General features: G+C 73.5%; 22 protein-coding genes. 11 read left to right on the top strand and 11 right to left on the bottom strand.

The annotated features are described in order from the left end of the window. Positions 1-31: 31 nt before the first annotated feature. The 3 genes from ACYVKZ_RS14930 to ACYVKZ_RS14920 are packed head-to-tail and all read right to left on the bottom strand — an operon-like array spanning position 32 to position 2,582. Entirely contained in the window at positions 32-559 is a 528-nt protein-coding gene (locus ACYVKZ_RS14930) for a YbhB/YbcL family Raf kinase inhibitor-like protein (RefSeq protein WP_460993022.1), read from the bottom strand. Continuing rightward, complete coding sequence (locus tag ACYVKZ_RS14925; protein ID WP_460993021.1) at positions 556-1,494, bottom strand: carbohydrate kinase family protein; 939 nt, start codon at positions 1,492-1,494, stop codon at positions 556-558. Before ACYVKZ_RS14925 ends, ACYVKZ_RS14930 begins: the two co-directional genes overlap by 4 nt. 17 nt (positions 1,495-1,511) lie before the next feature. Then, on the bottom strand, positions 1,512-2,582 hold the full coding sequence (locus ACYVKZ_RS14920; RefSeq protein ID WP_460993020.1) for a LacI family DNA-binding transcriptional regulator: 1,071 nt from the start codon (positions 2,580-2,582) through the stop codon (positions 1,512-1,514). 140 nt (positions 2,583-2,722) lie between these two features. On the opposite strand from ACYVKZ_RS14920, the gene ACYVKZ_RS14915 reads away from it, so the two are divergent. Next, on the top strand, positions 2,723-4,174 hold the full coding sequence (locus ACYVKZ_RS14915; protein ID WP_460993019.1) for a sugar porter family MFS transporter: 1,452 nt from the start codon (positions 2,723-2,725) through the stop codon (positions 4,172-4,174). Between the two features lie 71 nt (positions 4,175-4,245). Then, entirely contained in the window at positions 4,246-5,352 is a 1,107-nt protein-coding gene (locus ACYVKZ_RS14910) for a GTP pyrophosphokinase (RefSeq protein ID WP_307006848.1), read from the top strand. Between the two features lie 79 nt (positions 5,353-5,431). On the opposite strand, the gene ACYVKZ_RS14905 is transcribed toward ACYVKZ_RS14910, so the two are convergent. Next, positions 5,432-7,060, bottom strand: a complete 1,629-nt coding sequence (locus tag ACYVKZ_RS14905; RefSeq protein ID WP_460993018.1) for a S53 family peptidase — start codon at positions 7,058-7,060, stop codon at positions 5,432-5,434. 171 nt (positions 7,061-7,231) lie between these two features. Here ACYVKZ_RS14905 and ACYVKZ_RS14900 point away from each other — a divergent pair, with 171 nt between their 5' ends. Further along, positions 7,232-8,260, top strand: coding sequence for a bile acid:sodium symporter family protein (locus tag ACYVKZ_RS14900; protein ID WP_460993017.1), 1,029 nt, complete (start codon positions 7,232-7,234; stop codon positions 8,258-8,260). Positions 8,261-8,269: 9 nt separating this feature from the next. Here the strand turns inward: ACYVKZ_RS14900 and ACYVKZ_RS14895 are convergent, their stop codons facing one another. Continuing rightward, entirely contained in the window at positions 8,270-9,181 is a 912-nt protein-coding gene (locus ACYVKZ_RS14895; protein ID WP_460993016.1) for a LysR family transcriptional regulator, read from the bottom strand. Positions 9,182-9,270: 89 nt separating this feature from the next. Here ACYVKZ_RS14895 and ACYVKZ_RS14890 point away from each other — a divergent pair, with 89 nt between their 5' ends. The 4 genes from ACYVKZ_RS14890 to ACYVKZ_RS14875 all read left to right on the top strand — a co-directional run bounded on the left by ACYVKZ_RS14890 (position 9,271) and on the right by ACYVKZ_RS14875 (position 15,115). Then, entirely contained in the window at positions 9,271-12,966 is a 3,696-nt protein-coding gene (locus ACYVKZ_RS14890) for a proline dehydrogenase family protein (protein ID WP_460993015.1), read from the top strand. A 150-nt stretch (positions 12,967-13,116) separates the two neighbouring features. Then, positions 13,117-13,695 carry a VanZ family protein gene (locus ACYVKZ_RS14885; protein WP_460993014.1) on the top strand — a complete coding sequence of 193 codons (579 nt, stop codon included), beginning with the start codon at positions 13,117-13,119 and terminating at the stop codon, positions 13,693-13,695. Positions 13,696-13,863: 168 nt separating this feature from the next. Continuing rightward, on the top strand, positions 13,864-14,487 hold the full coding sequence (locus ACYVKZ_RS14880; RefSeq protein WP_460993013.1) for a hypothetical protein: 624 nt from the start codon (positions 13,864-13,866) through the stop codon (positions 14,485-14,487). Between the two features lie 157 nt (positions 14,488-14,644). Next, complete coding sequence (locus ACYVKZ_RS14875; protein ID WP_460993012.1) at positions 14,645-15,115, top strand: NUDIX domain-containing protein; 471 nt, start codon at positions 14,645-14,647, stop codon at positions 15,113-15,115. A 39-nt stretch (positions 15,116-15,154) separates the two neighbouring features. On the opposite strand, the gene ACYVKZ_RS14870 is transcribed toward ACYVKZ_RS14875, so the two are convergent. After that, on the bottom strand, positions 15,155-15,952 hold the full coding sequence (locus ACYVKZ_RS14870) for an alpha/beta fold hydrolase (protein WP_460993011.1): 798 nt from the start codon (positions 15,950-15,952) through the stop codon (positions 15,155-15,157). 148 nt (positions 15,953-16,100) lie between these two features. Next, the gene (locus ACYVKZ_RS14865) at positions 16,101-16,856 is read right to left on the bottom strand and encodes a LysR family substrate-binding domain-containing protein (protein ID WP_460993010.1); all 756 of its coding nucleotides are present in this window, start codon (positions 16,854-16,856) and stop codon (positions 16,101-16,103) included. A gap of 58 nt (positions 16,857-16,914) precedes the next feature. On the opposite strand from ACYVKZ_RS14865, the gene ACYVKZ_RS14860 reads away from it, so the two are divergent. Further along, complete coding sequence (locus ACYVKZ_RS14860; protein ID WP_460993190.1) at positions 16,915-17,334, top strand: DUF5997 family protein; 420 nt, start codon at positions 16,915-16,917, stop codon at positions 17,332-17,334. Between the two features lie 51 nt (positions 17,335-17,385). Here the strand turns inward: ACYVKZ_RS14860 and ACYVKZ_RS14855 are convergent, their stop codons facing one another. Together ACYVKZ_RS14855 and ACYVKZ_RS14850 are read right to left on the bottom strand one after the other, a co-directional pair. Next, positions 17,386-17,655: a hypothetical protein gene (locus tag ACYVKZ_RS14855; protein ID WP_460993009.1), complete on the bottom strand. Its 270-nt coding sequence runs from the start codon at positions 17,653-17,655 to the stop codon at positions 17,386-17,388. 83 nt (positions 17,656-17,738) lie between these two features. Next, positions 17,739-18,113: a VOC family protein gene (locus ACYVKZ_RS14850; protein WP_460993008.1), complete on the bottom strand. Its 375-nt coding sequence runs from the start codon at positions 18,111-18,113 to the stop codon at positions 17,739-17,741. Positions 18,114-18,245: 132 nt separating this feature from the next. Here ACYVKZ_RS14850 and ACYVKZ_RS14845 point away from each other — a divergent pair, with 132 nt between their 5' ends. Beyond that, complete coding sequence (locus tag ACYVKZ_RS14845; protein ID WP_460993007.1) at positions 18,246-19,340, top strand: alanine racemase; 1,095 nt, start codon at positions 18,246-18,248, stop codon at positions 19,338-19,340. Positions 19,341-19,534: 194 nt separating this feature from the next. Further along, positions 19,535-19,780, top strand: coding sequence for a hypothetical protein (locus tag ACYVKZ_RS14840; protein ID WP_460993006.1), 246 nt, complete (start codon positions 19,535-19,537; stop codon positions 19,778-19,780). Positions 19,781-19,824: 44 nt separating this feature from the next. Here ACYVKZ_RS14840 and ACYVKZ_RS14835 read toward each other — a convergent pair whose 3' ends face one another. Continuing rightward, a complete protein-coding gene (locus ACYVKZ_RS14835; protein ID WP_460993005.1) occupies positions 19,825-20,580 on the bottom strand; it encodes a MerR family transcriptional regulator in 756 nt (251 codons plus the stop codon). A gap of 166 nt (positions 20,581-20,746) precedes the next feature. Then, positions 20,747-21,307 carry a TetR/AcrR family transcriptional regulator gene (locus tag ACYVKZ_RS14830; protein WP_460993004.1) on the bottom strand — a complete coding sequence of 187 codons (561 nt, stop codon included), beginning with the start codon at positions 21,305-21,307 and terminating at the stop codon, positions 20,747-20,749. Between the two features lie 77 nt (positions 21,308-21,384). Between ACYVKZ_RS14830 and ACYVKZ_RS14825 the strand changes: the two genes are divergently transcribed. Next, positions 21,385-22,938 (top strand): MFS transporter, encoded by a 1,554-nt coding sequence (locus ACYVKZ_RS14825; protein ID WP_460993003.1) that lies wholly within the window; start codon positions 21,385-21,387, stop codon positions 22,936-22,938. The last annotated feature ends 6 nt before the right edge of the window (positions 22,939-22,944 follow it).

The raw sequence follows: 22,944 nt of genomic DNA, 5'->3' as shown, positions 1-22,944 counted from the left end.
CGGCGCCCCGGGCGCCCTCCGTGCCGGACATTCAGCGCACCTCGTACGTGCAGGTGATGGTCGCGGCCGCGATCTCATGGGCCGCGATGTCCCGCAGGACCCGCGAGCCCTTGCTGCGGGGAGTGCCGGGCACGGTGCCCACGTCGAGGGCGTGGACGGTGAACACGTACCGGTGGGGCCCCGAGCCGCGCGGCGGCGCGGCCCCGACGAACCCCGTGAAGCCGGCGTCGTTGAGGAGTTCGAGGCAGCCGTTGGGGAGGCCTGCGTCGGAATCGGCCGGACCCATGCCGTCGGGTGCCCCGCCGGCCCCCTCGGGCAGCCCCTCGACCTCGGCGGGGATGTCCACCACAGCCCAGTGGCAGAAGCTGCCCGCGCGGGGAGCGTCCGGATCCATGACGGTCACGGCGAAGCTGCGGGTCCCCTCGGGCGCCCCGCTCCATGCCAGCTGGGGGGAGAGGTCCTGCCCGTCGAGCCCGAAGTAGGCGCTGGTCTGCGGGCGCGGCAGCTCCGCGCCGTCTACGAGGTCCTGGCTGGTCAGCACGAACGGCTCCTGGCTCATGGCGTTCCTCCCGGACGGAGCTCGGCGCGCGAGGGCGGGTTGGCGCCCGGGCGCGAGACGGTCACCGCGGCGGCGCGCGCGGCGAAGTCGAGGATGCGGCCGAGCTCGGTGGCGTCGAGGCGGCGCAGCTCGGGCCGGCGCTGGGCCCCGTCGAGCTCGCGGTCCACGATGGCGGAGAGCAGCGCCGCCATGAACGAGTCCCCGGCTCCGACCGTGTCCGCCACGCGCACCTTCGGAGCCGGCGCGGAGGCCTCGCCGCCGCGGCACACGGCCCACGGCCCCTGCGCACCCCGGGTGACGACCACGAACGCGGGCCCCTCGGGGGCGCCCAGGCTGAGCCAACGGCGGGCGGAGTCCAGGGGATCCACCCCGGGGTAGAGCCAGACGAGGTCCTCGTCGGAGGCCTTGACCACGTCGGCGAGGGCCACGAGCCGCTCGACCCGGCCGCGCACCACGTCGGCATCGGTCGTGATCGTCGGGCGGCAGTTCGGATCGAAGGAGATGGTGGCCCGGGGCCGGGCACGCTCCACGGCGTGCAGCACCTGGTCGGCGCCGGGCTCGAGGACCGCGGCGATCGAGCCCGTGTGCACGAGGGTCGTGGGGCCCAGGAGCTCGTCGAGCCGGTCGCGGAGGCTGGGCAGGTGCCATTCGAGCTCGAAGTGGTAGCTCGCGGCGCCGTGGTGGTCGAGCTCGGCCATCGCGACAGAGGTCGGGCTCCCGTCCGCGGGCAGGGCCACGAGCACGTTGGCGCCGTGGAGGTGATCGGTGAGCAGCCGCCCGTTGGCGTCGTCGCCGTAGCGTCCGATGAACTGGACGGGGTGGTCCAGGCGTGCGAGGCCGACGGCCACGTTGAGCGGGCTCCCGCCGGGGTGCGACTCGGTGCCGGAGGGGCGGCGGACCACGTCGATGAGTCCCTCGCCGATGACTGTCAGCATGGCATTCACGGTAGCAGTCAGGGGTGCGGGACGGGCCTGCCGTGCTCGATCTCGCGCGCGGACCCGGGCGGGGGCGCGGTCGAGGTGCGCACCACCAGGCGGGGGGCGCTGCACCGGTCCACGGCAGGAGCCGAGGGGTCCGCGAGCCGCGCGAGCGCCGCGGCCCCCGCGGCGGCTCCGAGCTCGTGGGCGTCGAGGTCCACGCTCGTGAGCCGGATCCCCGCCAGCCGCGCGATGCGGGAATCGTCGTAGCCCACCACGGAGAGGTCCTCCGGCACCCTCAGCCCGAGGTCCGCGGCGGCCTCGCGCACGCCGAGGGCCAGCTGGTCGTTGTGCGCGAACACCGCCGTCGGCCTGTCCGGGCTGTCCAGGATCCGGGCCGCGGCGGCCTGCGCCGCCTCGAAGGTGAACTCCGGTGCGGCGAGGACGCGGGGCGGCAGGCCGGCGTCGTGCATCCTCTCGCGGTAGGCGCGCTGCCGCTCGGTGTGCCCTTCCCAGTGCGGCCCGGTGAGGTGCACGATCCTCGTGTGGCCGAGGTCCAGCAGGTGCCCGGTGGCGGCGCGGGCCCCGGCGGCGTCGTCGGAGTAGACGCTGTCCACGCCCTCGATCCGGCGGGCCACGCTGACGATGGGAACGGCAGCGGCCGCCTCCCGCACGCTCGCATCCGTCCCCGTCAGGGTCGCGGCGATGACGACGCCGACCCGCGCCTCGAGCAGGGAGCCCACCTCGTCGCCGGGATCGGCCCCTCCCCGGCCCCGCACGTCCCCGACGCTCAGGATGACCCGGACACCCGAGCCCTCGAGCGCCTCGCGGACGCCGGCGAAGATGTCGGCGTAGACCTCGTTGTGCAGGTCGAGGAGGTGGAGGCCGATGGTCGTGGCGTGCTTGCGGGCGAGGTCCGCGGCGATCCGGTTGGGCCGGTACCCGAGGCGGCGGGCGGCCTCGAAGATCGCATGCCGGGTCTCCTCGCTTACCCCGGGCGCGTTGCGGAAGGCGAAGGAGACCAGGGTGCGGGACACGCCGACCTCCCTGGCGACGTCGGCCTGTGTCGCGGGGCGCGGGGGCTGCGGGGAGGACGGCGCGGGCACGTGCCCTATCGTTCCACTCTGGAGGCACCCGAGATTTTTTGAAATGTTGTCCATATGACCTTACAAAGTCATCTTTCGCGCGTTAGGCTGGAGTGAGACGGGTCACAGGCCCGGCAGTCTTCAGACAAAGGAGTCCCCCGATGTCCGCTACGGCAGCACCACACAACCAACCGTCGGCGACGAAGCTTCCCGCGCTCGTCCCCGGCCCCCACACCAAGCGCCTCGGCCTCATCGCTCTCGTCGCGACCTTCGGCGGCCTGCTCTTCGGCTACGACACCGGCGTCATCAACGGCGCGCTGAACCCGATGTCCGCGGAACTGGGCCTGACCCCGATCACCGAGGGCGTCGTCACCGCGTCGCTCGTGTTCGCGGCCGCGATCGGCGCGATCTTCGGCGGCCGCCTCTCGGACACCTGGGGGCGGCGGACCACGATCATCATGCTCGCGGTCCTGTTCTTCGCCGGCACCGTCGCCGTCGTGGCCACCCCGAACTTCGAGGTCCTCGTCCTGGGCCGCATCCTCCTCGGCCTCGCGGTCGGCGGCGCCTCGACCGTGGTTCCGGTCTTCCTCGCCGAGCTGGCACCCTACGAGATCCGCGGCTCCGTCGCCGGCCGCAACGAGCTCGCGATCGTGGTCGGCCAGCTCGCGGCCTTCGTCATCAACGCCGTGATCGGCAACGTCTTCGGCACCATCCCCGGCGTCTGGCGCATCATGTTCGCCATCTGCGCGCTGCCCGCCATCGCGCTGTTCTTCGGGATGCTCCGGATGCCCGAGTCGCCGCGCTGGCTCGTCGAGAAGGGCCGCCGTGCCGAGGCGCTGGCCGTGCTCCAGACCGTCCGTGCCAGCGACCGGGCCGTCGCCGAGCTGGCCGACGTCGAGCTCGTCGCCAAGGAGGAGCTCGAGACCCACCAGATCGGCTGGCGCGCCATCTTCTCGAACAAGAACCTCCTGCGCATCCTCCTGGTCGCGATCGGCCTCGGGGTGGCCCAGCAGCTCACCGGCATCAACTCGATCATGTACTACGGCCAGACGGTGCTCACGGAGTCCGGCTTCAGCAAGGACGGCGCGCTGATCGCCAACATCGCCCCCGGCGTCATCGCCGTGGTCGGCGGCATCATCGCCCTGAAGATGATGGACCGCCTCGACCGCCGCACCACGTTCATCACCGGCCTCTCGCTCACCACGGCCTGCCACGTGCTCATCGGCATCGCCTCGATGGCGCTGCCCGTCGGCAACCCGATCCGGCCCTTCGTGATCCTCTTCCTCGTGGTGGCGTTCGTCGGCTCGATGCAGACCTTCCTCAACATCGCCGTCTGGGTCTACCTCTCGGAGATCTTCCCGCTGCACATGCGCGGCTTCGGCATCGGCGTCGCGGTGTTCGCCCTCTGGGTCGTCAACGGGTTCCTCTCGCTCTACTTCCCCTCGATGGTGGCCGCGATGGGGATCACCGGGACGTTCTTCCTGTTCGCCGTGGTCGGCGCCCTCGCCCTGGTCTTCGTCGTCACCCAGGTGCCCGAGAGCCGCGGGCGGACCCTCGAGGCCCTCGAGGAGGACGTCACCACCGGCGCGATCTACCTCGTGCACAAGAAGTAGCCCCGGCCGGCCCGGGCGGGAGTCCGCTCCCGCCCGGGCCGGGTGTCGGCGCCGGTTGCTACGGTTCTTGCATGGCCTCCACCTATGACCACCTCGACGCCGGGCAGCGCGCCATCGTGGACGCGTCCGTCGCGACGTACGAGCGCGTCCGGCCCATGCTCAAGAGCGTCACGAGGGACATGATCCAGACCCTCATCTCCATGTTCAAGGACGCCGAGGTGACGCCGCTGTTCGTCACGGGGCGCACCAAGACGGTCGAGTCCTTCCGGGAGAAGATCTCCCGCCTCGACCCGCCGGCCGTGCCGGGAGGGGAGCCCACCCTCAAGTTCCCCGACCCGTTCCGGACGCTGAACGACATGGTCGGGGTCCGGGTCATCACCAAGCTGCCGGCGGAGAACGCGGTGGTGGCCAACCTCATCAAGCGCCAGCGGCAGATCTTCGACTGCCGCGGGGACCGGGAGAAGGCCATCGGCTCGATCGAGTCGGGCACGTACGGCTACTCGAGCCGGCACCTGATCCTGCGGACCCTCCAGAACGACACCGTGCGCGCCTACCAGGCCGTCTTCAACCCGGAGCTGCCGGCCAACGGCTCCTACTTCTTCGAGTGCCAGATCCGCACCGTCTTCGCCCACGCGTGGAGCGAGATCGAGCACGACATCCGCTTCAAGGGCGAGGATCCGAGGGCCTGGAGCCCCCAGTTCGACCGCCAGTTCACCGCCACCGCGGCCATGCTCGAGGTCGTGGAGAAGGAGTTCGCCGAGCTCCACGAGCGCTACGAGACCGTGGTGAGCTTCTGGAACGAGGCCGGCGAGGGCGCCGCCCCCCTGACCCCCGAGCGCATCCGCGAGGTCTGGCAGACCCTCCTGCCGCACGTGGACCGCAAGATCGACGACGACTGGGGCTGGGCCGCCGAGCTCGTGGCCGCACACGGGCTCGCCGAAACGCGCCAGCTCGTCGAGCTGCTCGACGCCGAGCGGGTCACCGACGTCCGCAAGGCCCTCGACCACCGGTACTCGCCCGGCCCCGACCGGCTCCTCGACGACCTCCTGCTGTGGCGCTACGGCCGCGAGCACATCGAGCTCACCGCCGAACCGGCCGACGTCGAGCCGCACCCGCGGCGGGACTCGCTCCAGCGGCGGCTCAAGCAGATCGAGCGCTACCGGCTCACGGGCCGGTAGGCCGCGACCACGGCGCCGGGCCCCCCGCCCGCACGAAGGGGGACGCCCGGCGTCGTCCGCGGTGCCGCACCCGCGCGGCTCAGGAGGTCTGGCTGCCTGAGGAGGTCTGGCCGCCTGAGGAGGACTGGCCGCCCAGGGCCGCCAGGAGCGCTGCGCCGTTCGGGGAGCCCAGGCCCGTGCACGGGTCCCACCCCGGGCCGGCGCGGTAGGTGCCGTTGGTGCCCGAGGTGATGTCCCGGAACGCGGACGCCTGCGCATACAGCGCGGGCTGGAGCAGGCCGAAGCGCCGGCCCGCGGCCTGGGCCAGCCGGGCGACGAGCGCCGCCCAGAGAGGTGCCACCGCGCTCGTCCCGCCGATCACCATGTCGGTGCCGTCCACCCGGACCCGGTAGCCGGTCTGCGGGTCGGCGACCGCGCTCACGTCGGGGACGCCGCGGCCGTGCTTGGCCGGGTGGGGTGCGGGCTTCCTGTGCTGGGCGGCCGCCGACGAGTTCTGCCAGGGCGGGGTGGGGAAGACGTCGCTGTACCCGCCGCCGGTCGCGGACGTGGTGGGCGAGTCGTTCCAGACGGTCTCGGAGGTGATGGTGCCCGACGCCGCGTCGGCGACCAGGCGGGTGCCGCCGCACGCGAGGGCGTGCGGGCTCGAGGCGGGGAAGTCGGCGTGGTCCTTGCCGTCGCCCACGCCGTCGGTGCTGCCGCGGTCGCCGGCCGCGGCGGTGACGGTGACGCCGAGGGCCGCCGCGTCGGCGAGCGCCTGGTCCATGGCGTTGCGGGCCTGGGCGGTCCAGGCGTCTTCGCTCTGGCCCCAGCTGATGCTCAGGGCACACGGGGCCGGGCTGGCGTGCGAGGCCTGGACGAGGGCGTCGAGGAAGCCCGCGTCGGTGTTGGGCCCGAAGTAGACCACGATGTCGGCCCCGGGGGCGAGGGCGCCGACCACCTCGACGTCGAGCAGCACCTCCCCGTCCGCGCCCTGGGGGTCCTGGCCCGGCTGGTTCTGGGCGCCGTCGACGCCGACCGCCGTGACCGTGGGCGTGGCCAGTCCGAGGCCGCCGAAGTAGGCGTCGAGATCCGCCTGGCCGAACCCGCCGCCGAGCTCGAGGATCGCCACGGTCTGGCCCGCGCCGTCGGTCCCGGCCGGGAAACCGTAGATGCGTCCGAGGTCCGGCGGGCTGTAGCTCGTGCCCGCGGCGGCGCGGGGGATGGCCCGGAACTGGGCCCGCGCCTGGGGGCGGTCGTCCAGGCCCAGCACGGCCGTGACCACGCCGTCCAGCGAGGCGGGAATCTGCAGGGTCCCGGTGCGGTGGCGGTGCGCGACGGACTGACCGTGCGGCCCGGAGCTCGTGACCCTCTCGAGGCTCGTGCCGAAGATCCGGCTGAGCTGTTCGACCGTGCCGGCCAGGCGGATCCTGCGCGAGGCGGCGTCGGCCTCGACTACCTCGGCCCCGAGGCGGGTGAAGGTCTCGGTGGCGAGCCGGAGGTCCTCGTCCGAGGCGCCGTGGCGCGCGGCCAGCTCCTCCGGGGAGAGCGGGGCCTGCCCGGGCTCCTCGGGGAGCGGGGCCTTGCGGCGCAGCACCACGGTGACCTGGATGCGCTCGGCGGGGTCGGCGGCTTCGCGTGCCGCGAGGCCGGGGGCGGGGGCGCGCTCCGACCCCTCGAGGGTGACGCTGGGCTCCTCGGCGGAGGGCCCGGGTGTGGGCTGGTCGGTCATGGCGTTCTCCATTCGTGGGCCCAGCCGGGGCCCGTTGCTGAGGAGGGTGCGATCCGGTACGGGCGACGATACGACCCCGGCGGCACGCGGGCCATGCCCGGCGTCGGCGATTCGCGGTCCGGATGACGGGCGCGGCTCGCCCATTTAGGTGCCCGATGCAACGATAGGGGGGTGACCCCCGCTCCCCCGCAGCAGACTGCCCCTGCCCCCGCGCCCTCGAAGGCCGACCGCGACGCGAAGCTCGCTGTCACCGTCTTCCCCGTCCTCGTGCTCGTCGCAGGCCTCATCGGCTTCCTGGTCCCAGGACCGATCAAGGCCGGCGCCCCGGCCGTGCCGTACCTCCTCGGCGTCATCATGTTCTGCATGGGGCTCACGCTCACGCCCCCGGACTTCGCGTCCGTGGCTAGGCGCCCGTCGGCGGTGGCCCTCGGGCTCGTGGCCCACTACGTGATCATGCCGGGGGCAGGGTGGGCCATCGCGACGGCCCTGCAGCTGCCCCCCGAGCTGGCCGTCGGCGTGATCCTCGTGGGCTGCGCGCCCTCGGGCACGGCGTCGAACGTCATGGCCTACCTCGCCAAGGGCGACGTGGCGCTGTCCGTCGCCGTCGCGACCGTCTCCACCCTCGTGGCGCCCCTCGTGACCCCGGCCCTCACCCTCTTCCTCGCCGGCTCGTTCCTGCACGTGGACGCCGGCGGCATGATCCTGGACATCGTCAAGACCGTCCTCATCCCGGTGGTCCTCGGCCTCGTGGTCCGCGTGTTCCTGAAGAAGGCCGTGGCGGGGCTCCTCCCGGCGCTGCCGTGGATCTCGGCCGTCGTCATCGCGGCGATCGTGGCGATCGTCGTGGCCGGCTCGGCCAGCAAGCTCGTGGCGGCGGGCGGGATCGTGCTGCTCGCGGTGGTGCTCCACAACGGCTTCGGGCTGGGCCTCGGCTACCTCGCCGGCAAGGCCGGGCGCCTCGACCGCGGGGCCCGGCGCGCGCTCGCCTTCGAGGTGGGGATGCAGAACTCCGGGCTCGCCGCGACCCTTGCCGCCGCGCACTTCACGCCCCTCGCGGCCCTGCCCTCGGCCGTGTTCTCGGTGTGGCACAACGTCTCCGGCGCGGTGGTCGCGGCCTGGCTCGCGCGCCGCCCGGTGCAGGAGCCCGAACTGGTGCCGCACGGCCGGACCGCCACCATCGCCAAGCCCACCGCGCCGTAGGGCGCCTGGCTAGGCCGGCAGGACAGCCTGCGCGGCCTGCTCGAGTGCCCCCCGCACGGCCAGCATGACCGGGTTCTGCGCCGCGGCAGAGCGCATCGAGGTGAAGACGGTCCGGTGGGGGGCGGCCTCGAGCTCCACGAGCCGCGCCGACGGGGTCCGCCCCACCCACACGAGGTCCGGCAGGAAGGCCACGGCGTTGCCAGACTCGACGAGCCGGACGTGCGCCTGCAGGTCCGCGGTCTCGTAGCGGACATCCGGCTCGAAGCCGGCGGCCCGGCAGCTCTGCTCGGCCCAGTGCCGGGAGGCCGCGCCGCGGGGCTCCATGACCCAGGGCAGGGCCGCCGCCGCGGGGAGGCCGTCCACGGCGTCGAACGCGCCTCCGGAGCCCGCGGGCGGGAGGGCCAGCCGGATCGCGTCCTGGGTGAGCCGCTGCCGGTCGAGTCCGGGGTAGTGGGGCGCCGCGTGGTGCGGGTACTGCTCCGCCACGACGATGTCGAAGCTGCGCGCCCAGGTCTCGCGCAGCGCCGTCTCGGGCTCGTGCTGGACCATCTCCACGCGCAGGAGCGGGTGCCTCTCGCCGAGGGCGCGCAGGGCCGCGGGCATGAGCGCGAGCGCTGCGGTCTGGAAGACCGCGAGCCGCACGGTGCCCTGCACCTCGCTCGCACTAGCTGCGAGGGCCGCCTCGGTGCGCTCGAGCTCGGCGAGGAGGTTCTCGGTGTGCGCCACGAGCACCTCCGCCTCGGGGGTGAGGACGACGCCGCGGCCGGACTTCCGCGTCAGCGGCACCCCTGCCTCTCCCTCGAGCAGGGCCAGCTGCTGCGACACGGAGGAGGGGCTGTACGCGAGGGCCTCGGCGACCCCTGCCAGCGTCCCCCGGATGCTCAGCTCGCGCAGTAGCCTGAGGCGGCGGATCTCCAGCACGGCGACTCCTTAATTCATCGGATTTCCTCATGGGTATCCATCGGAAATCATCGCTTCTCCTTTCGTATTGTGCGTCACATACTGGCTCCATGACCACGCACATCGATGCCCCGAGCTCCGCGGGCAGCATCCCCGCCCCGTCGGCTCCGGCAGCCGGCCCGCGCGCCGTGGGCGCGCCGCATCCGATCCGTCCCCAGGACCTCGCCGACGACGCCGTCGCGCAGGTCCGCACCTGGCTCGACGCCGCCGCCGCGCTGCCGGTCGACGCAGCCGCAGCGCAGCTGGCGGGCGTCCTCCAGGACCCGGACGGCCTGCCCTTCACCGTGGGGTTCGTGGACGGCGTGGTGCGCCCGGAAGATTTCGGCGTCGCCGCGCAGAACCTCAAGGCGCTCTCGGCCAAGGCCCCCCGCTTCCTCCCCTGGCCGCTGAGGGCAGCGCTCGCCGCGGGCGGCGCGCTCGCCCCGGCGGCCCCGGGCGTGGTGGTGCCGGTGGCCCGGCGGGTCCTGCGCGAGATGGTGGGCCACCTGATCGTCGATGCCTCGGACTCCCGACTGGGCCCTGCCATCGCCAAGATCCGCAAGCCCGGGATCCGACTGAACATGAACCTGCTGGGCGAGGCGATCCTCGGCCGGGGCGAAGCCGCCCGGCGGCTCGAGGGCACGCGCCGGCTGCTCGCCAGGGACGACGTGGACTACGCCTCCATCAAGGTCTCCGCGACCGTGGCGCCGCACAACCACTGGGCCTTCGAGGAGGCCGTGGCGCACATCGTCGAGTCGCTCACGCCGCTGTACCGCCTGGCGGCCTCGGCCCCCACCCGCAAGTTCATCAACCTCGACATGGAGGAGTACAAGGACCTCGACCTGACGATCGCCGTGTTCACGCGGATGCTCGAGCTCGAGGAGTTCCGCGGGCTCGAGGCCGGGATCGTCCTGCAGGCCTACCTGCCGGATGCGCTCGGCGCCATGGTCCACCTCCAGGAGTGGGCCGCGCAGCGCGTGGCCGGGGGCGGCGCGCCGATCAAGGTCCGCGTGGTCAAGGGCGCCAACCTGCCGATGGAGCACGTGGACGCGGAGATCCACGGCTGGCCTGCGGCGACGTGGGGCTCCAAGCGGGAGACGGACACGTCCTACAAGGCGATCCTCGACTACGCGCTCACGCCCGAGCGCCTGGCCAACGTGCGCGTGGGCGTCGCCGGGCACAACCTGTTCGACATCGCCCTCGCATGGCTGCTCGCGAAGGCCCGCGGGGTGGACACCGGGGTAAGCGGAGGCTCCGGGCTCATCGAGTTCGAGATGCTCCTCGGCATGGCGTCCGCGCAGGCGCAGGCCGTCCTGGCCGACGTGGGCCACCTGCTGCTGTACACGCCCGTGGTTCACCCGGACGAGTTCGACGTCGCGATCGCCTATCTGATCCGCCGCCTCGAGGAGGGCGCGAGCCAGGACAACTTCATGTCCGCAGTCTTCGAACTGGGCTCGGACGACCCCCGTGGTGCTGCCCTCTTCGAGCGCGAGAAGGAGCGCTTCCTCGCCTCCCTCGCGGCCCTCGGCTCCGCTCCCTTCGTGGGGCCCGACGGCGCCCCGGCCGTCCCGGCCCCGAACCGGATCCAGGATCGAACCACCGACCTGGCCGCCCCTTCTGGGAGTGACCTTCTGGAGGTCACCTCAGCTGGCTCCCAGGAAGTGACTCCCAGATGGAGGGCGGGAGCCGGGTTCGCCAACACGCCGGACACCGACCCGGACCTTCCCGCCAATCGGGCGTGGGGCCGAGAGATCATCGCCAGATCGGAATATAGCCGGATCGGCATGGACGCGGTCGAGAAGGCGACGGTCGGCACGGAAGGCGAGCTGGACGGCGTCGTCCGCGCGGCGGCGTCAGCCGGCGAGGCCTGGGGGGCGCTCACGGGCGTGCAGCGCGCCGCGGTCCTGGACGAGATGGGCCGCTCGCTCGAGCGGCACCGCGCGGACCTCCTGGAGGCCATGGCCTCGGAGACGGGCAAGACGCTCGACCAGGGTGACCCCGAGGTTTCCGAGGCCGTCGACTTCGCCCACTACTACGCGACCCTCGCCCGCGAGCTCGACGCTGTGCAGGGCGCCCGGTTCGTGCCCAGCCGTCTCACCGTCGTGACGCCGCCGTGGAACTTCCCGGTGGCGATCCCCGCGGGGTCCACGCTGGCGGCGCTCGCTGCCGGCTCCGGCGTGGTGATCAAGCCGGCCCAGCAGGCGCGCCGCAGCGGCGCGGTGATGGTCACGGCGCTGTGGGAGGCGCTCGAGGCGACCCGCGCGCAGACCGGGGTCGGCCCCGAGGTGCTCCAGCTCGTGCAGCTGCCCGAGCGCGGGCTCGGCCAGCGCCTCATCGCGCACCCCGAGGTGGACCGCGTGATCCTCACCGGCGGCTACGAGACGGCGCAGCTGTTCCGCTCATTCCGGCCCGACCTCCCCCTGCTCGCCGAGACCAGCGGCAAGAACGCCATCATTGTGACCCCGAGCGCGGACCTGGACCTCGCAGCGAAGGACGTGGCCTACTCCGCGTTCGGGCACGCCGGCCAGAAGTGCTCGGCGGCCTCGCTCGTGGTCCTCGTGGGCTCGGTCGCCCGGTCCCGGCGGTTCCGCAACCAGCTCGTCGACGCGGTCGAGTCGCTCCATGTCGGCTACCCCTGGGACCCGCGCAGCCAGATGGGGCCCGTGGTCGAGCCCCCGGGGGACAAGCTGCGCCGCGGCCTCACCGAGCTCGGTCCCGGCGAGCACTGGGTGCTCGAACCGCGCCAGCTCGACGACTCCGGCAAGCTCTGGAGCCCCGGGGTGCGCGCGGGCGTGCGGCCCGGCAGCGAGTACCACCTGACCGAGTACTTCGGACCGGTCCTCGGGGTCATGACCGCGCGGACGCTCGAGGCGGCCGTGGAACTCGTCAACCGGGTGGACTACGGCCTGACCTCCGGGCTCCATTCCCTCGACGCCGGTGAGATCGACTACTGGGCCGAGCACATCGCCGCCGGCAACCTGTACGTCAACCGCGGCATCACCGGCGCGATCGTCCAGCGGCAGCCGTTCGGCGGCTGGAAGAAGTCCGCCGTCGGCGCCGGCGCCAAGGCGGGCGGTCCCAACTACCTCGTGGGGCTCGGTTCCTGGGCGGACGCACCCGGCGGGACCGCGCCAGCGGCAGAGCGGAGCCTCGGCCGGGCTGCCGCGGACCTGCTCGCGTCCGCCCGGGGCGCGCTCACCGCGGACGACGCCGCGTGGCTGACCGCTGCCCTCGGCTCGGACGCTGCGGCATGGACCGAGGAGTTCGGCGTCTCGAAGGACGTCTCGGCCCTGGCCTGCGAGCGCAACGTGTTCCGCTACCGCCCCGTCCCGGTGACGGTCCGATTCGAGGCGCCGACCTCTGGACACGGACTCGCCGAAGTGCTGCGGGTTGCGGGGGCCGGGCTCGTGGCCGGGTCTGCCGTGACGGTGAGCACCTCCGTCGGCCTTCCCGGCTCCGCCGCGGACGTCCTGCGCCGCCACGGCGTGACGGTGGCGGTCGAGGACTCCGCCGCGTGGCTGGGGCGCGCGGCGGCGCTCGGGGCGGGACGCGTGCGGCTCGTCGCCGGCACGGACGACGACGCGGCCTCCTCCGCGCGCGCCCTCGCCGAGGCCGTCGGCGGCACCCCGGACGTGGCGGTGTACGCGCACCCGGTCGTGTCGGCCGGCCGGGTGGAGCTCCTGCCGTTCCTGCACGAGCAGGCCGTCTCGGTGACGGCGCATCGCTTCGGGAATCCGAACCCGACGTCAATGGCCGTGAAGCTCTGACTCGACAGCGGTGCATCGGGCGGCCTCCCGGGGCTCGCAGGCGGAGGCCTGCGCGCCCCGGGAGGCCTTCGTGACCTGGTGGCGTTTCGGCGGTTGTCGAGCCCATATCTCACAGGAGCACGACAGGTTCCCTCGGTAACGTCCCACTCGATGGACGTGCGACCGCAACCCGCTTCCGCTGGGGAGGATGACCCGAGGTGGCGATCCGCCACGCAACGGGCGAAAGCGGAGACCGGGATCATCTTCGCCGTCTTCGCTCTCTACACGGCCTTCCTCTTGAGGCTGCTCCTCTTTTCCCGCGCACCGGGTTCGGAGAGATCGATCAATCTCATTCCGTTCGCGAGTATCGCGGAATTCTTGTCCCGCCACTCTTCCGGAACCGGAAGATTGGCGTTCGCCAACATCGTCGGGAACATCCTGATCTTCATCCCGCTCGGGTTCTACGTATCGTGGTTGCGACAGCGGGCGGGGGCATGGACGACGATGCTCGTGGTCGCCGTGGTCAGCGCCGCTGCGGAGGTCATCCAGGGTGTTCTTGCGGTCGGAGCATCGGACATCGACGACGTGATCCTGAACTGCGTCGGAGGAATGCTGGGAGTCTTCACGTTCAGGCTGCTTTCCGCGACCCTGCGGGAGCAATCCCTGGTACGGACCGGCATGGCCGTCGTGTCGGTGGTGACGCTGCCCGTCTGGTGCTACTTCCTCTTCGTCCTCCGACTCCACCTGTGAGCACCACCTAGGGTCCTCGCGCCTGCGAGGGAGCCGGCAGCCACGTGTTCGACATGAACTTTTCTGAAATAGTCATGTGAAGTAGTGACATGAACAGGTTCAGTCACGAATCATAGACATGCCATCTCACATCCACCCGGGGAACCTCACCCGAACAGGAGAGACTTCATGTCCAGATTCACCATGCTCGCCTCACACAAGCTGGTGGTCGCAGCCGTGGCCGCCGGGGCTATCAGCCTCGGCGGCGCCGCAGCGGCCGCCATCGCCGCCCCCGGTGTCCAGCCGGCGGCCGACCAGCCCACCGCGACGTCGACGGCACAGCCGACGGAGACCGATTCGCCGGAGCCGAGCGAGACCGCCGAGCCCACCGAGAGCGCCGAGCCGACCCAGACCGCCGCGCCGACCGAGACCCCTGAGCCCAGCGAGTCCGCTGAGCCGACGAAGACCGACGCTCCGGAGCCGAGCGAGACCGCCGAGCCCAGCGAGACAGCCGAGCCTACCCAGCCCGCTGCCGCGCCCAGCGAGGACGGGAGTGGCCCTGCAGAGCACGCTTCGGAGGTGGGCAAGCAGGCCTACATCGCGGCCCACTCTCGGCCCGCGTCCCCGGCTCCGCGCTGGGTGTCCCAGTGGGTGCACCAGTACGTGCCGGGTTCGTCGCAGCACGAGTCGGAGCAGGACCAGCAGGGCCAGGACGAGCAGGGCTCCGGCAGCCGCAGCACGTCCCAGCAGCACGAGTCCGAGCAGGGCCAGCAGGGTTCGGGCGAGCACAGCACGTCCCACCGCGGCCACTGAGCCCCGCTGAGGGCCGCAGCACCGCGCGCCGCCGGGGGCCGAGGACTTCCTCGGCCCCCGGCGGCGTCTCGTGGCTGAGCGTCTCGTAGGCTGGGCGTCTCGTAGGCTGGGCGTCTCGTAGGCTGGGCGTCTCGTAGGCTGGGCCCATGGAGCTGCCATGCCGATGAAGAGCGCCGGCATCCTGCTGTACCGCCGCCCCGCCGGGTCCCCGGACGGGCTCGAGGTCTGGATCGCGCACATGGGCGGCCCGTTCTGGGCCCGCAAGGACGAGCACGGCTGGTCCCTGCCCAAGGGACTCTGCGAGGGGGACGAGGATCCGCTGGCCGCTGCGTGGCGCGAGTTCGCCGAGGAGATGGGCAGCCCGCCGCCGGCCGCAGACTATGTGCACCTGGGCGAGTTCCGGCAGCCTTCCGGCAAGGTGATCACGGCGTTCGCCGCCGAGGCGGAGTTCGAGCCAGCCGAGGTGGTCAGCAACACGTTCGCCCTTGAGTGGCCCAAGGGCTCGGGCCGGATCCAGGAGTACCCCGAGGTGGACCGGGCCGAGTGGGTCAGCGAGCGCGCCGCCCGACTCAAGCTCGTCAAGGGCCAGATCCCCATCCTCGACGCGCTCCTGGCGCGCCTCGACTGAGCCCCCCCCTGGGGGGGGACAGGCTCCTGTGCGTCCGGCTCAGGGCACGTCGAGGAACCTGAGGACGTCGCCGGCGAAGCTGGGCACGAGCGGGACCCCGACGTGGCCGCGGCCGTAGTAGATGATCAGGCGCCCCCGGGGCAGCCCACGGGCCGTCTCCCGGAACACGGCGGCGCCGTACGGGGCGTCCTCGTCGCCGCCGAGCACGAGGGTCGGCACGTCGATGGCGGCGAGCCGCGAGGTGAGGTCGAAGCGGTCCTCGGCACGCAGCACTGCCATGACGTCCGCGGTCGAGCCGCGGTACATGAGTGGGCCCATGACCCACCCGGCCCAGCTCTCGAGGCTGCGCGCGGCGGGGCGGAGCCCCCCGAGCCGGACCATCTCCACGCCGGCGCCGCGGAGGTCGCCGGCCTCGAGCCGGTGCAGGAGCGCCCGCTGCCCCGCCTTGCCCACCGGCCCGAGCCGGCAGCCGCCGGCCACGAGGACGAGGCGGCGGACGAGCTCGGGCCTGTCGTGCGCGAGCTGGAGCGCCACGGCCGCCCCGGTGGAGATGCCGAGGACGTCCACCGGCGCGCCCAGCCGCGGCAGCCGTTCTGCGTAATCCGCGGCGATGTCCGCCATGGTGGTCTCCGGGCCGAGGCCCGAGCGCCGGTTGACCCACCAGACCTCGCGGTGCCGGGCGAGGGGCCCCAGCGGCTGGGACTCGGCGAGGAAGGCCGGCCCCCGCGGCACCTCGTGGCGGGGGGTCAGCCCCGGGATCACCAGGAGCGGTGGCCCGGATCCGAGCCTGAAGGACGGCAGCCCCTCGAACGGGTTGGTGCGGTCGGCCTGCTCCATGGCGGCCACCCCTACAGCCCCCCGGCACGGAGGGGCCCGCGCCGGGCACCCACCGTGCAGGCCGGGCCGTGGCCGGTCGCCGCCGCAGAGTGTTCCATCCTGCTCAGGCTAGCCGTGCCTGCACCGCGCCGGGAGGGCCCTCGCCCCGTCAGCGGCCCCGGCGCTTCCCTGTGCCCGGCCGCCCGCCCGCCGCCGGCCCGCGCTTGCCCCCGGGGCGCCCGCGTCCGCCGGCACGGGCGGCCTTCGCCGTTCGGCTCGCCTCGTTCCGGGCCCTGGCCTCCTTGGACTGGGACGCGGCCCGGTCCTCGCGGCGCTTCTTGGCGGCCTCGGCCTGGTCCCGCTGCACCGATGCCTGCCGCGAGCTGTTCGCGCCCCGTCCCCGGACCACCCCGATGAACTCCTGGATGTGCTCGGACTCGTCCTCGCGCCGCCACGCCACCCCCACCCCATAGGGCTCCACTCCGGTCACCGGGCGGTAGCGCAGCTCCTTGCGGTTGAAGTGCCGCACCACGGACATGGGCATGATCGCGAGGCCAGCCCCGCCCTCGACGAGGTCGAGGAGTTCGGAGGGGCCGCCGTCGTACTCGAAGAGCTCGCCCTCGACCTCGGCGAGGGGGATCTCCTCGAAGGCCGCGATCTCGTGGCCCTTCGGCGCCACCACCACCGGCAGCTCCTCGTAGAGCGGGATCACGTGGAGCTGCTCGCGGTCCCGGTCGACCGGGAGCCGGACGAAGGCCACGTCCGCCCGGCCGTCCCGGAGCACGGCGAGCTGGTCGGCGTCGTCGACCATCTGCGAGGCCAGCGGGACGTCCGGGAAGCGCTCCTCCCATCGGTGGAACCACTTTCCCGGCGCGACGCCCGCGACGAAGGCAACCTTCAGGGGCTGGGCACTCTCCGACTGCATGCGTCAACGGTAGCCTTGATCCATGAGCTCGAACCCCCAGGGCAGCGCGTCCCAGTCCATGAAGCCTGCCACCGCCGCCAAGAAGCTCGGGATCTTCCTGCCCGCCGCGCCCGCGGAGTTCCAGGAGGGCACCATCTCCCGCGAAGAGTTCGACCAGCTGCGCGAAAACCCGCCCGCGTGGCTCACCGAGCTGCGCGAGCACGGCCCGCACCCGCGCCCGATCGTGGCGCAGAAGCTCAACGTGACCATCTCGGGCCTCGCGCGCGGCGGCATCACCGAGCCGCTCACGACCGTGGAGATCACCGAACTGCTCAACAACCGGCCGCAGTGGCTCCAGGAGGAGCGCGCCAACATGGCCGCGGTCCGCGAGGAGGCGCGCCGCGTCAAGGCCGCGGCCGAGGAAAAGGCCGCGCGGGCGGCGTCCGGCGCCCACGGCGCGGCGGCGGAGCGCTCGCTGCGCGGCGGACGCCACGGCTGAGGCGCGCGCAGCCGGGGCCCTGCCCCTGCTGGTGACCATGCCGGCGCCCTCCTAGGCCTGCCGGCCGTCGCGGCGTGCCGCCGGGGCGCTGCCGGCTGCGGTCTGGCCGACCACAGCCTCGCCGGTCGAGGCCTCGCCCTCCTGGCCGTGCTGGCCGCCCACCGCGGAGACGTGCCGGACCCCCGCGGCGATGCCCGCGGCCCGCGCCTCCTGGGCCGGGAGCGCGCCCAGGCCGAACACGGCCACGCCCAGAGCAGCGAGGAGCGCGGAGGCGAGGCGCGCGCCGCGGCGGGGACTGAGCCGGCCGTGCGAGGATTCCATGCCCTCCAGCCTCGGCCGCCGCGCTGTGAGGCCGCCAGCGCCAAGCTGTGCTGGGGATGTGCGGACCCGGTCCTGCGGCCGGGTCAGTCCTGGTGGAGCTGGATCCAGTTGCCGTGCCGGTCGTCGAACACGGCGGAGATGCCCGAGGGGTCCTCTGCCGGCTCGCCGCGGAACTCGAGGCCGGCGTCGCGGAGCCGCTCGTAGTCCGCCACGACGTCCGGCGAGCCGAAGACGATCGCCGGCAGCCCGGCGTCGTACACGCCCCGGCGGTACGCCTCCGCGACCGGGTTGTCGCTCGGCTCCAGCAGCAGGCCCACGCCCCCCGAGTCCGGGGTGGTGACGATGAACAGGTTCGCCTCCGGCATCGCGAGCAGGGACTCGAAGCCGAGGACCGTGGTGTAGAAGTCGAAGGCCGAGGCGGGGTCGGTCACGTGGATGGAGCACATCTTGATCCTCATGGGCACAGCCTAGGCACGCCCCGCGACGCCGGCCTAGGGCCCGGCCAGCGCGCACGACGCCGGGCGGGACGCCGCGCGCCGCCGGCCCGCCTAAGCTGGGGCTTCCACCTGCCCCCGAGCCCAGGAGCACCCGTGAACCCTGTTCCCCCCGAGATCGACACCCCCGAGATCATGGTGGACGCCGACGTCCTGCGGCGGAACGTCGAGCGGATGGCCGCGGGCGTCGCGGCGAAGGGCCTCGCGCTGCGTCCGCATGCCAAGACCCACAAGATCCCGCAGATCGCCGCCCTGCAGCTCGCCGCTGGGGCCGTGGGGCTCACCGTGGCCACCATCGGCGAGGCCGAGGTGTTCGCCGAGCACGGCGCGGCAGACCTGTTCATCGCGTACCCGCTGTGGGTCACGGAGCGGAGCGGGCAGCGGCTCGGACGGCTCGCGCGCCGGGCGAGGATCGCGGTGGGCACGGACTCGGTTGAGGCGGCCCGGGCCATGGGCGCCCACCTTGCCGGGGCAGACGTCGAGGTCCTCGTGGAGATCGACAGCGGACACCACCGCAGCGGGGTCGCGCCCCAGCAGGCCGTCGAGGTGGCGCGCGCCGCGGCGGACTCCGGACTGCGCGTGGCCGGCGTCTTCACGTTCCCGGGCCACTCGTATGCTCCCGGCATGCCGGCCGAGGCGGCCGAGGAGGAGCGGCGCGCCCTCGCCGAGGCCGCGCGGCTGCTCACCGACGCGGGATTCGAGGTCACCCGGGTGAGCGGCGGGTCCACCCCGAGCGCCCTCCTCACCGAGGCGGGGCCCACCACCGAGGTCCGTCCCGGCGTCTACGTGTTCGGCGACGCGCAGCAGCTCGAGCTGGGCCGCTGCGCGCCCGAGGACGTGGCCCTCACGGTCGCCGCGACCGTCGTGAGCCGCCACGACGGCTCGGGCGGCGTTCCGCGCCGGGTGGTGCTCGACGCCGGCAGCAAGGTCCTGGGCGGGGACCGCCCGGGCTGGGCCACGGGGTTCGGCCGGCTCGCGGACGTCGCCGACGCGCGGATCACCGGGCTCTCCGAGCACCACGCCACGGTGGTCTTCCCCGACGGCGCCGAGCTGCCCGCGCTCGGCGAGCGCCTGCGGGTGATACCGAACCACGTCTGCGTGGCGGTGAACCTCGTCGACGAGGTCGCCGTGGTCAGCGGCGGGGAGGTCGTGGACCGGTGGCGGGTCGCCGCGCGGGGGCGGAACAGGTAGCCGGGGCCGCGGCCAGCGGGCAGGCGGGGGGCCACGGCGGGTGCGTGGCCGGCGCCGCGCCCGCCTCGGCGGCGTGCCCAAAGACCTCTTGCGGAGGGCATGACAAGGCGAGTAAAATTCTGTCAATTTCGACGCCTTGCTCAGCCCGGACGACTCCGCCCGAGGCCCCGGGCGGCGGACCGGCAGGGGGACACATGCTCCACAACCCATCGGGGGCCCCGCATCGGGACGCCCTGACCATCGCGGCCCTGCACTGCCCGGCCTGCGACACGCTGGCGGACCACGCCATCGCCCCCTCGGCCGGCGGTGCTCACCCCTTCGGCGCGGCCCTGCGCCACCGGACGTTCACCCTCTTCTGCCTGGCCTGCGGCCGGATCGAGGAGCTCACGCGCGAGCAGGCCCGGGCGGCGCGCTCCTTCGCGGCCGGCCGCAGCGCCTGACCAGTCGGCGGCCTCCGGCCACCGCCTGAGCCGCCGGCTGTCTGCTACAGCTCCCGCTCCGCGTAGGCGCGCAGGGCGTCGCGGACGAAGGCCGCCCCCTCCGGGCCGCCATAGTTCTCGGCGAAGCGCGGATCGGACACGTACATCTCGGCCAGACCGAGCACGTACTCCTTCGCGGGTCCGTCGGGATGGCCGGGCGTGCCCGGGATGCCGGCGAGCCACCGCACGTGGCGGCCCGCGAGCGCCTGGGCGGCCTCGCCGCCGGGCCCGTCGCCGGAGGCGGCTGCCTGCTGCCAGTCCGCGTTCAGCTGGGCCACGCGCCCCCGCCACTCGTCCTGGCCCGCGGTGCCGAGCCCGCGCCACCAGGCGTCCGAGTCCGCGTAGGCCTTCGCGCCCCAGCGGGCCTCGACCTCGTCCTTGTACTGCGTGTGGTCGAACCCGTCGAGCATGTCCTCGGCCATGAGTGGCCCTCCTGTCTCCAATGCGGTGATGGTCTGCTCCACCGCCCGTGCCTGGCGCGCGAGCCGGTCCTGCTCGGCGCCGAGCCACGCGAGGTGGCGGCGCAGCGCGGGGGCCGCGTCGCCGTCGTGCGCGAGGGCGTCCGCGATGTCCCCGAGCCCGAGGCCGAGCTGGCGGAGCAGGAGGATGCGCTGGAGCCGGACGAGGGCGTCGCGGTCGTAGTAGCGGTAGCCGTTGGGGCCCACCCGGCTCGGCTCGAGCAGCCCGATGCTGCCGTAGTGCCGCAGCGTGCGGCTCGTGGTCCCGGCAAGCCGGGCGACCTCCTGGATACCCCAGTCCATGCGCGTCCTCCTTTCGTGGTTCCACGGTAGGAGTTGACGCTGCGTCAAGGTCAAGGGGCCCGGTGCTGGGGTGGTGCGGGGCTGCAGCCGGGCGATTCCGACCGGCTTTCCCGCAGCGCGCCGGCGCGGCAGCGGCGTGCCGCGCCGGACACGCGGGCACCGGGCCCTAAAGCCGGTCGGACTCCGGCGCCGGCCCGCGCAGGCGGTCCACCACGGCCAGCAGCCCGTCGAGGCTGGTCCCGAACGCCGCCTCGGGCCAGCCCCCGGCGAGCGTGGAGTAGTGGTAAAGCCCCTCCCCCACGAGCATGATCGCCGCCGAAGCGTCCGGGTCCGGCACCTCGCGCCGGATGATCTCGAGCCACGCGGCGTCGAGGTCCTCGAGCGCCGCCAGCGCCCCGCCGTGCCCCGCCTGGGCCAGCCGCACGGTGGCTACGAAGAGCAGGTCCAGGTCAGAGCCCGTGCTCACCGAGGTGCGCACGAAGTACCGCGACGGCCCCTCGGCGGCCGAGGCCATCTGCTCGCGGTCCTCGGCGGCGGCCTCGGACAGCCGTCCGAGCAGGCCCTCGGCGAGCGCGTCCTTGCTCCGGAAGTGGTACAGCAGCCCGCCCTTGGAGACGCCGGCCGCCGCGGCGACGGCGTCCATGGTCGCCGCCCGCTCGCCGTCGGAGACAAGGAGGTCGCGGTAGGCGTCGAGGATCGCCGCGCGCGCCTTGGGGGGTCTGGGCATACGGACACTGTACGTGGGATTGCAGCCATACCGTCCAGACGGTACAGTTATTGCGTCCCCCATCTCAGGAGCCCCCGATGAACCAGGCTGTCCAGGCCCAGGCATCACCCCGCCTCGCCGCCCTCACCCCCGCGCGCCGCTGGCTCGCCCTCGCCGCGCTCATGTTCCCCGTGCTGCTCATCGCCGTGGACAACACGGTGCTCAGCTTCGCCGTCCCCGCGATCTCGCTCGCGCTCACGCCCACCGGCACCGAGATGCTCTGGATCGTCGACGTCTACTCCCTCGTCCTCGCGGGCCTGCTCGTGCCCATGGGCTCGATCGGGGACAGGATCGGCCGGCGCCGGATCCTCCTGGCCGGGGCCACCGGATTCGCCGCCGTCTCGGCCGCCGCCGCCTTCGCCGCCACCCCGGGCCAGCTCATCGCGGCGCGGGCGCTCATCGGCGTGTTCGGCTCGATGATCATGCCCGCGACGCTCTCCCTGATCCGCAACATCTTCGACGACGCCCGCGAGCGCCGGCTCGCCGTGGCCATCTGGGCCTCGGTCTTCTCCGGCGGGGCGGCCTTGGGACCCCTCGTGGGCGGGGCGCTGCTCGAGCACTTCGGCTGGGGCGCCGTCTTCCTCCTCGCCGTGCCCATGCTCGTCCCTGCCCTGGCCCTCGCCCCGGTCCTCGTGCCCGACTCCCGCGACCCCTCGCCGTCGCCCGTCGACCCGGTGGGCATCGCGCTCGTGATGGGCGCCGCCGTCGCCCTCGTGGGCGGCATCAAGGAGCTCGCGCACGACGCCGGCCCGGCCCCCGCCGCGGCGGTCCTCCTCGGGCTCGGGCTGGGCGCAGCCTTCGTCCGGCGCCAGCTCGACCGCGCCGCGAGCGGCAGGGGCCCCATGCTCGATGTCCGCCTCTTCGCCCGCCCGGCGTTCAGCGCGGGCCTCGCGGCCAACCTGCTGAGCATCTTCTCGCTCGTCGGGTTCATGTTCTTCCTCTCCCAGCACCTCCAGCTCGTGGCCGGGAAGCAACCCTTCGTGGCCGGGCTGCTCATGCTCCCGGGCATGGCCCTCTCCGTGGTCGCCGGGCTGGCGGCGGTGCGGCTCGCCGCCCGGTTCTCGGTCAGGTCGGTCATGGCGGCCGGGCTGCTGGTGAACGGCCTCGGGTACGCGGTGGTGCTCGGCTTCGGGCGCGACGGCTCGCTCGCGGGGCTGCTGACGGGCTTCGCGGTGACCGGCGCGGGGGTCGGCCTGGCCGAGACGCTCTCCAACGACCTCATCCTCAGCGCGGTCCCGCCCGCCAAGGCCGGTGCGGCGTCGGCCATCTCCGAGACCGCGTACGAGCTCGGGGCGGTCCTGGGCACGGCGGTCCTCGGGAGCATCCTCGGCGCGGCGTACCGGGCCGGGGTGCAGGTGCCGACCGGGCTGCCCGCCGAGGAGGCTGCCCGGGCGCGCGAGACGCTCGGCGGGGCGGTGGAGGCTGCCGGGCTCCTGCCCGCCGACGCGGCGGCGGCGCTCCTGGCCTCGGCGCACCGGGCCTTCGACTCCGGGGTGGCGTACACGGCAGCGATCGGCGCCGTGCTCATGGCCGGGGCCGCCGTCGTCGTCCTGGCGGTCCTCCGGGCGCCGCAGCCGCGGCGGAAGGGCTGAGCCGGG

Source organism: Sinomonas soli (assembly GCF_054782415.1).
The sequence above is the reverse complement of the archived record's forward strand: the minus strand, read 5'-3'. Positions and strand labels throughout refer to the sequence as shown.

Coding starts and splice junctions, on each gene's coding strand:
- ACYVKZ_RS14930 (WP_460993022.1), bottom strand. CDS start 559: ATGAGCCAGGAGCCGTTCGTGCTGACCAGCCAGGACCTCGTAGACGGC.
- ACYVKZ_RS14925 (WP_460993021.1), bottom strand. CDS start 1,494: ATGCTGACAGTCATCGGCGAGGGACTCATCGACGTGGTCCGCCGCCCC.
- ACYVKZ_RS14915 (WP_460993019.1), top strand. CDS start 2,723: ATGTCCGCTACGGCAGCACCACACAACCAACCGTCGGCGACGAAGCTT.
- ACYVKZ_RS14910 (WP_307006848.1), top strand. CDS start 4,246: ATGGCCTCCACCTATGACCACCTCGACGCCGGGCAGCGCGCCATCGTG.
- ACYVKZ_RS14905 (WP_460993018.1), bottom strand. CDS start 7,060: ATGACCGACCAGCCCACACCCGGGCCCTCCGCCGAGGAGCCCAGCGTC.
- ACYVKZ_RS14890 (WP_460993015.1), top strand. CDS start 9,271: ATGACCACGCACATCGATGCCCCGAGCTCCGCGGGCAGCATCCCCGCC.
- ACYVKZ_RS14885 (WP_460993014.1), top strand. CDS start 13,117: ATGGACGTGCGACCGCAACCCGCTTCCGCTGGGGAGGATGACCCGAGG.
- ACYVKZ_RS14880 (WP_460993013.1), top strand. CDS start 13,864: ATGTCCAGATTCACCATGCTCGCCTCACACAAGCTGGTGGTCGCAGCC.
- ACYVKZ_RS14875 (WP_460993012.1), top strand. CDS start 14,645: ATGCCGATGAAGAGCGCCGGCATCCTGCTGTACCGCCGCCCCGCCGGG.
- ACYVKZ_RS14870 (WP_460993011.1), bottom strand. CDS start 15,952: ATGGAGCAGGCCGACCGCACCAACCCGTTCGAGGGGCTGCCGTCCTTC.
- ACYVKZ_RS14865 (WP_460993010.1), bottom strand. CDS start 16,856: ATGCAGTCGGAGAGTGCCCAGCCCCTGAAGGTTGCCTTCGTCGCGGGC.
- ACYVKZ_RS14860 (WP_460993190.1), top strand. CDS start 16,915: ATGAAGCCTGCCACCGCCGCCAAGAAGCTCGGGATCTTCCTGCCCGCC.
- ACYVKZ_RS14855 (WP_460993009.1), bottom strand. CDS start 17,655: ATGGAATCCTCGCACGGCCGGCTCAGTCCCCGCCGCGGCGCGCGCCTC.
- ACYVKZ_RS14850 (WP_460993008.1), bottom strand. CDS start 18,113: ATGAGGATCAAGATGTGCTCCATCCACGTGACCGACCCCGCCTCGGCC.
- ACYVKZ_RS14840 (WP_460993006.1), top strand. CDS start 19,535: ATGCTCCACAACCCATCGGGGGCCCCGCATCGGGACGCCCTGACCATC.
- ACYVKZ_RS14835 (WP_460993005.1), bottom strand. CDS start 20,580: ATGGACTGGGGTATCCAGGAGGTCGCCCGGCTTGCCGGGACCACGAGC.
- ACYVKZ_RS14830 (WP_460993004.1), bottom strand. CDS start 21,307: ATGCCCAGACCCCCCAAGGCGCGCGCGGCGATCCTCGACGCCTACCGC.
- ACYVKZ_RS14825 (WP_460993003.1), top strand. CDS start 21,385: ATGAACCAGGCTGTCCAGGCCCAGGCATCACCCCGCCTCGCCGCCCTC.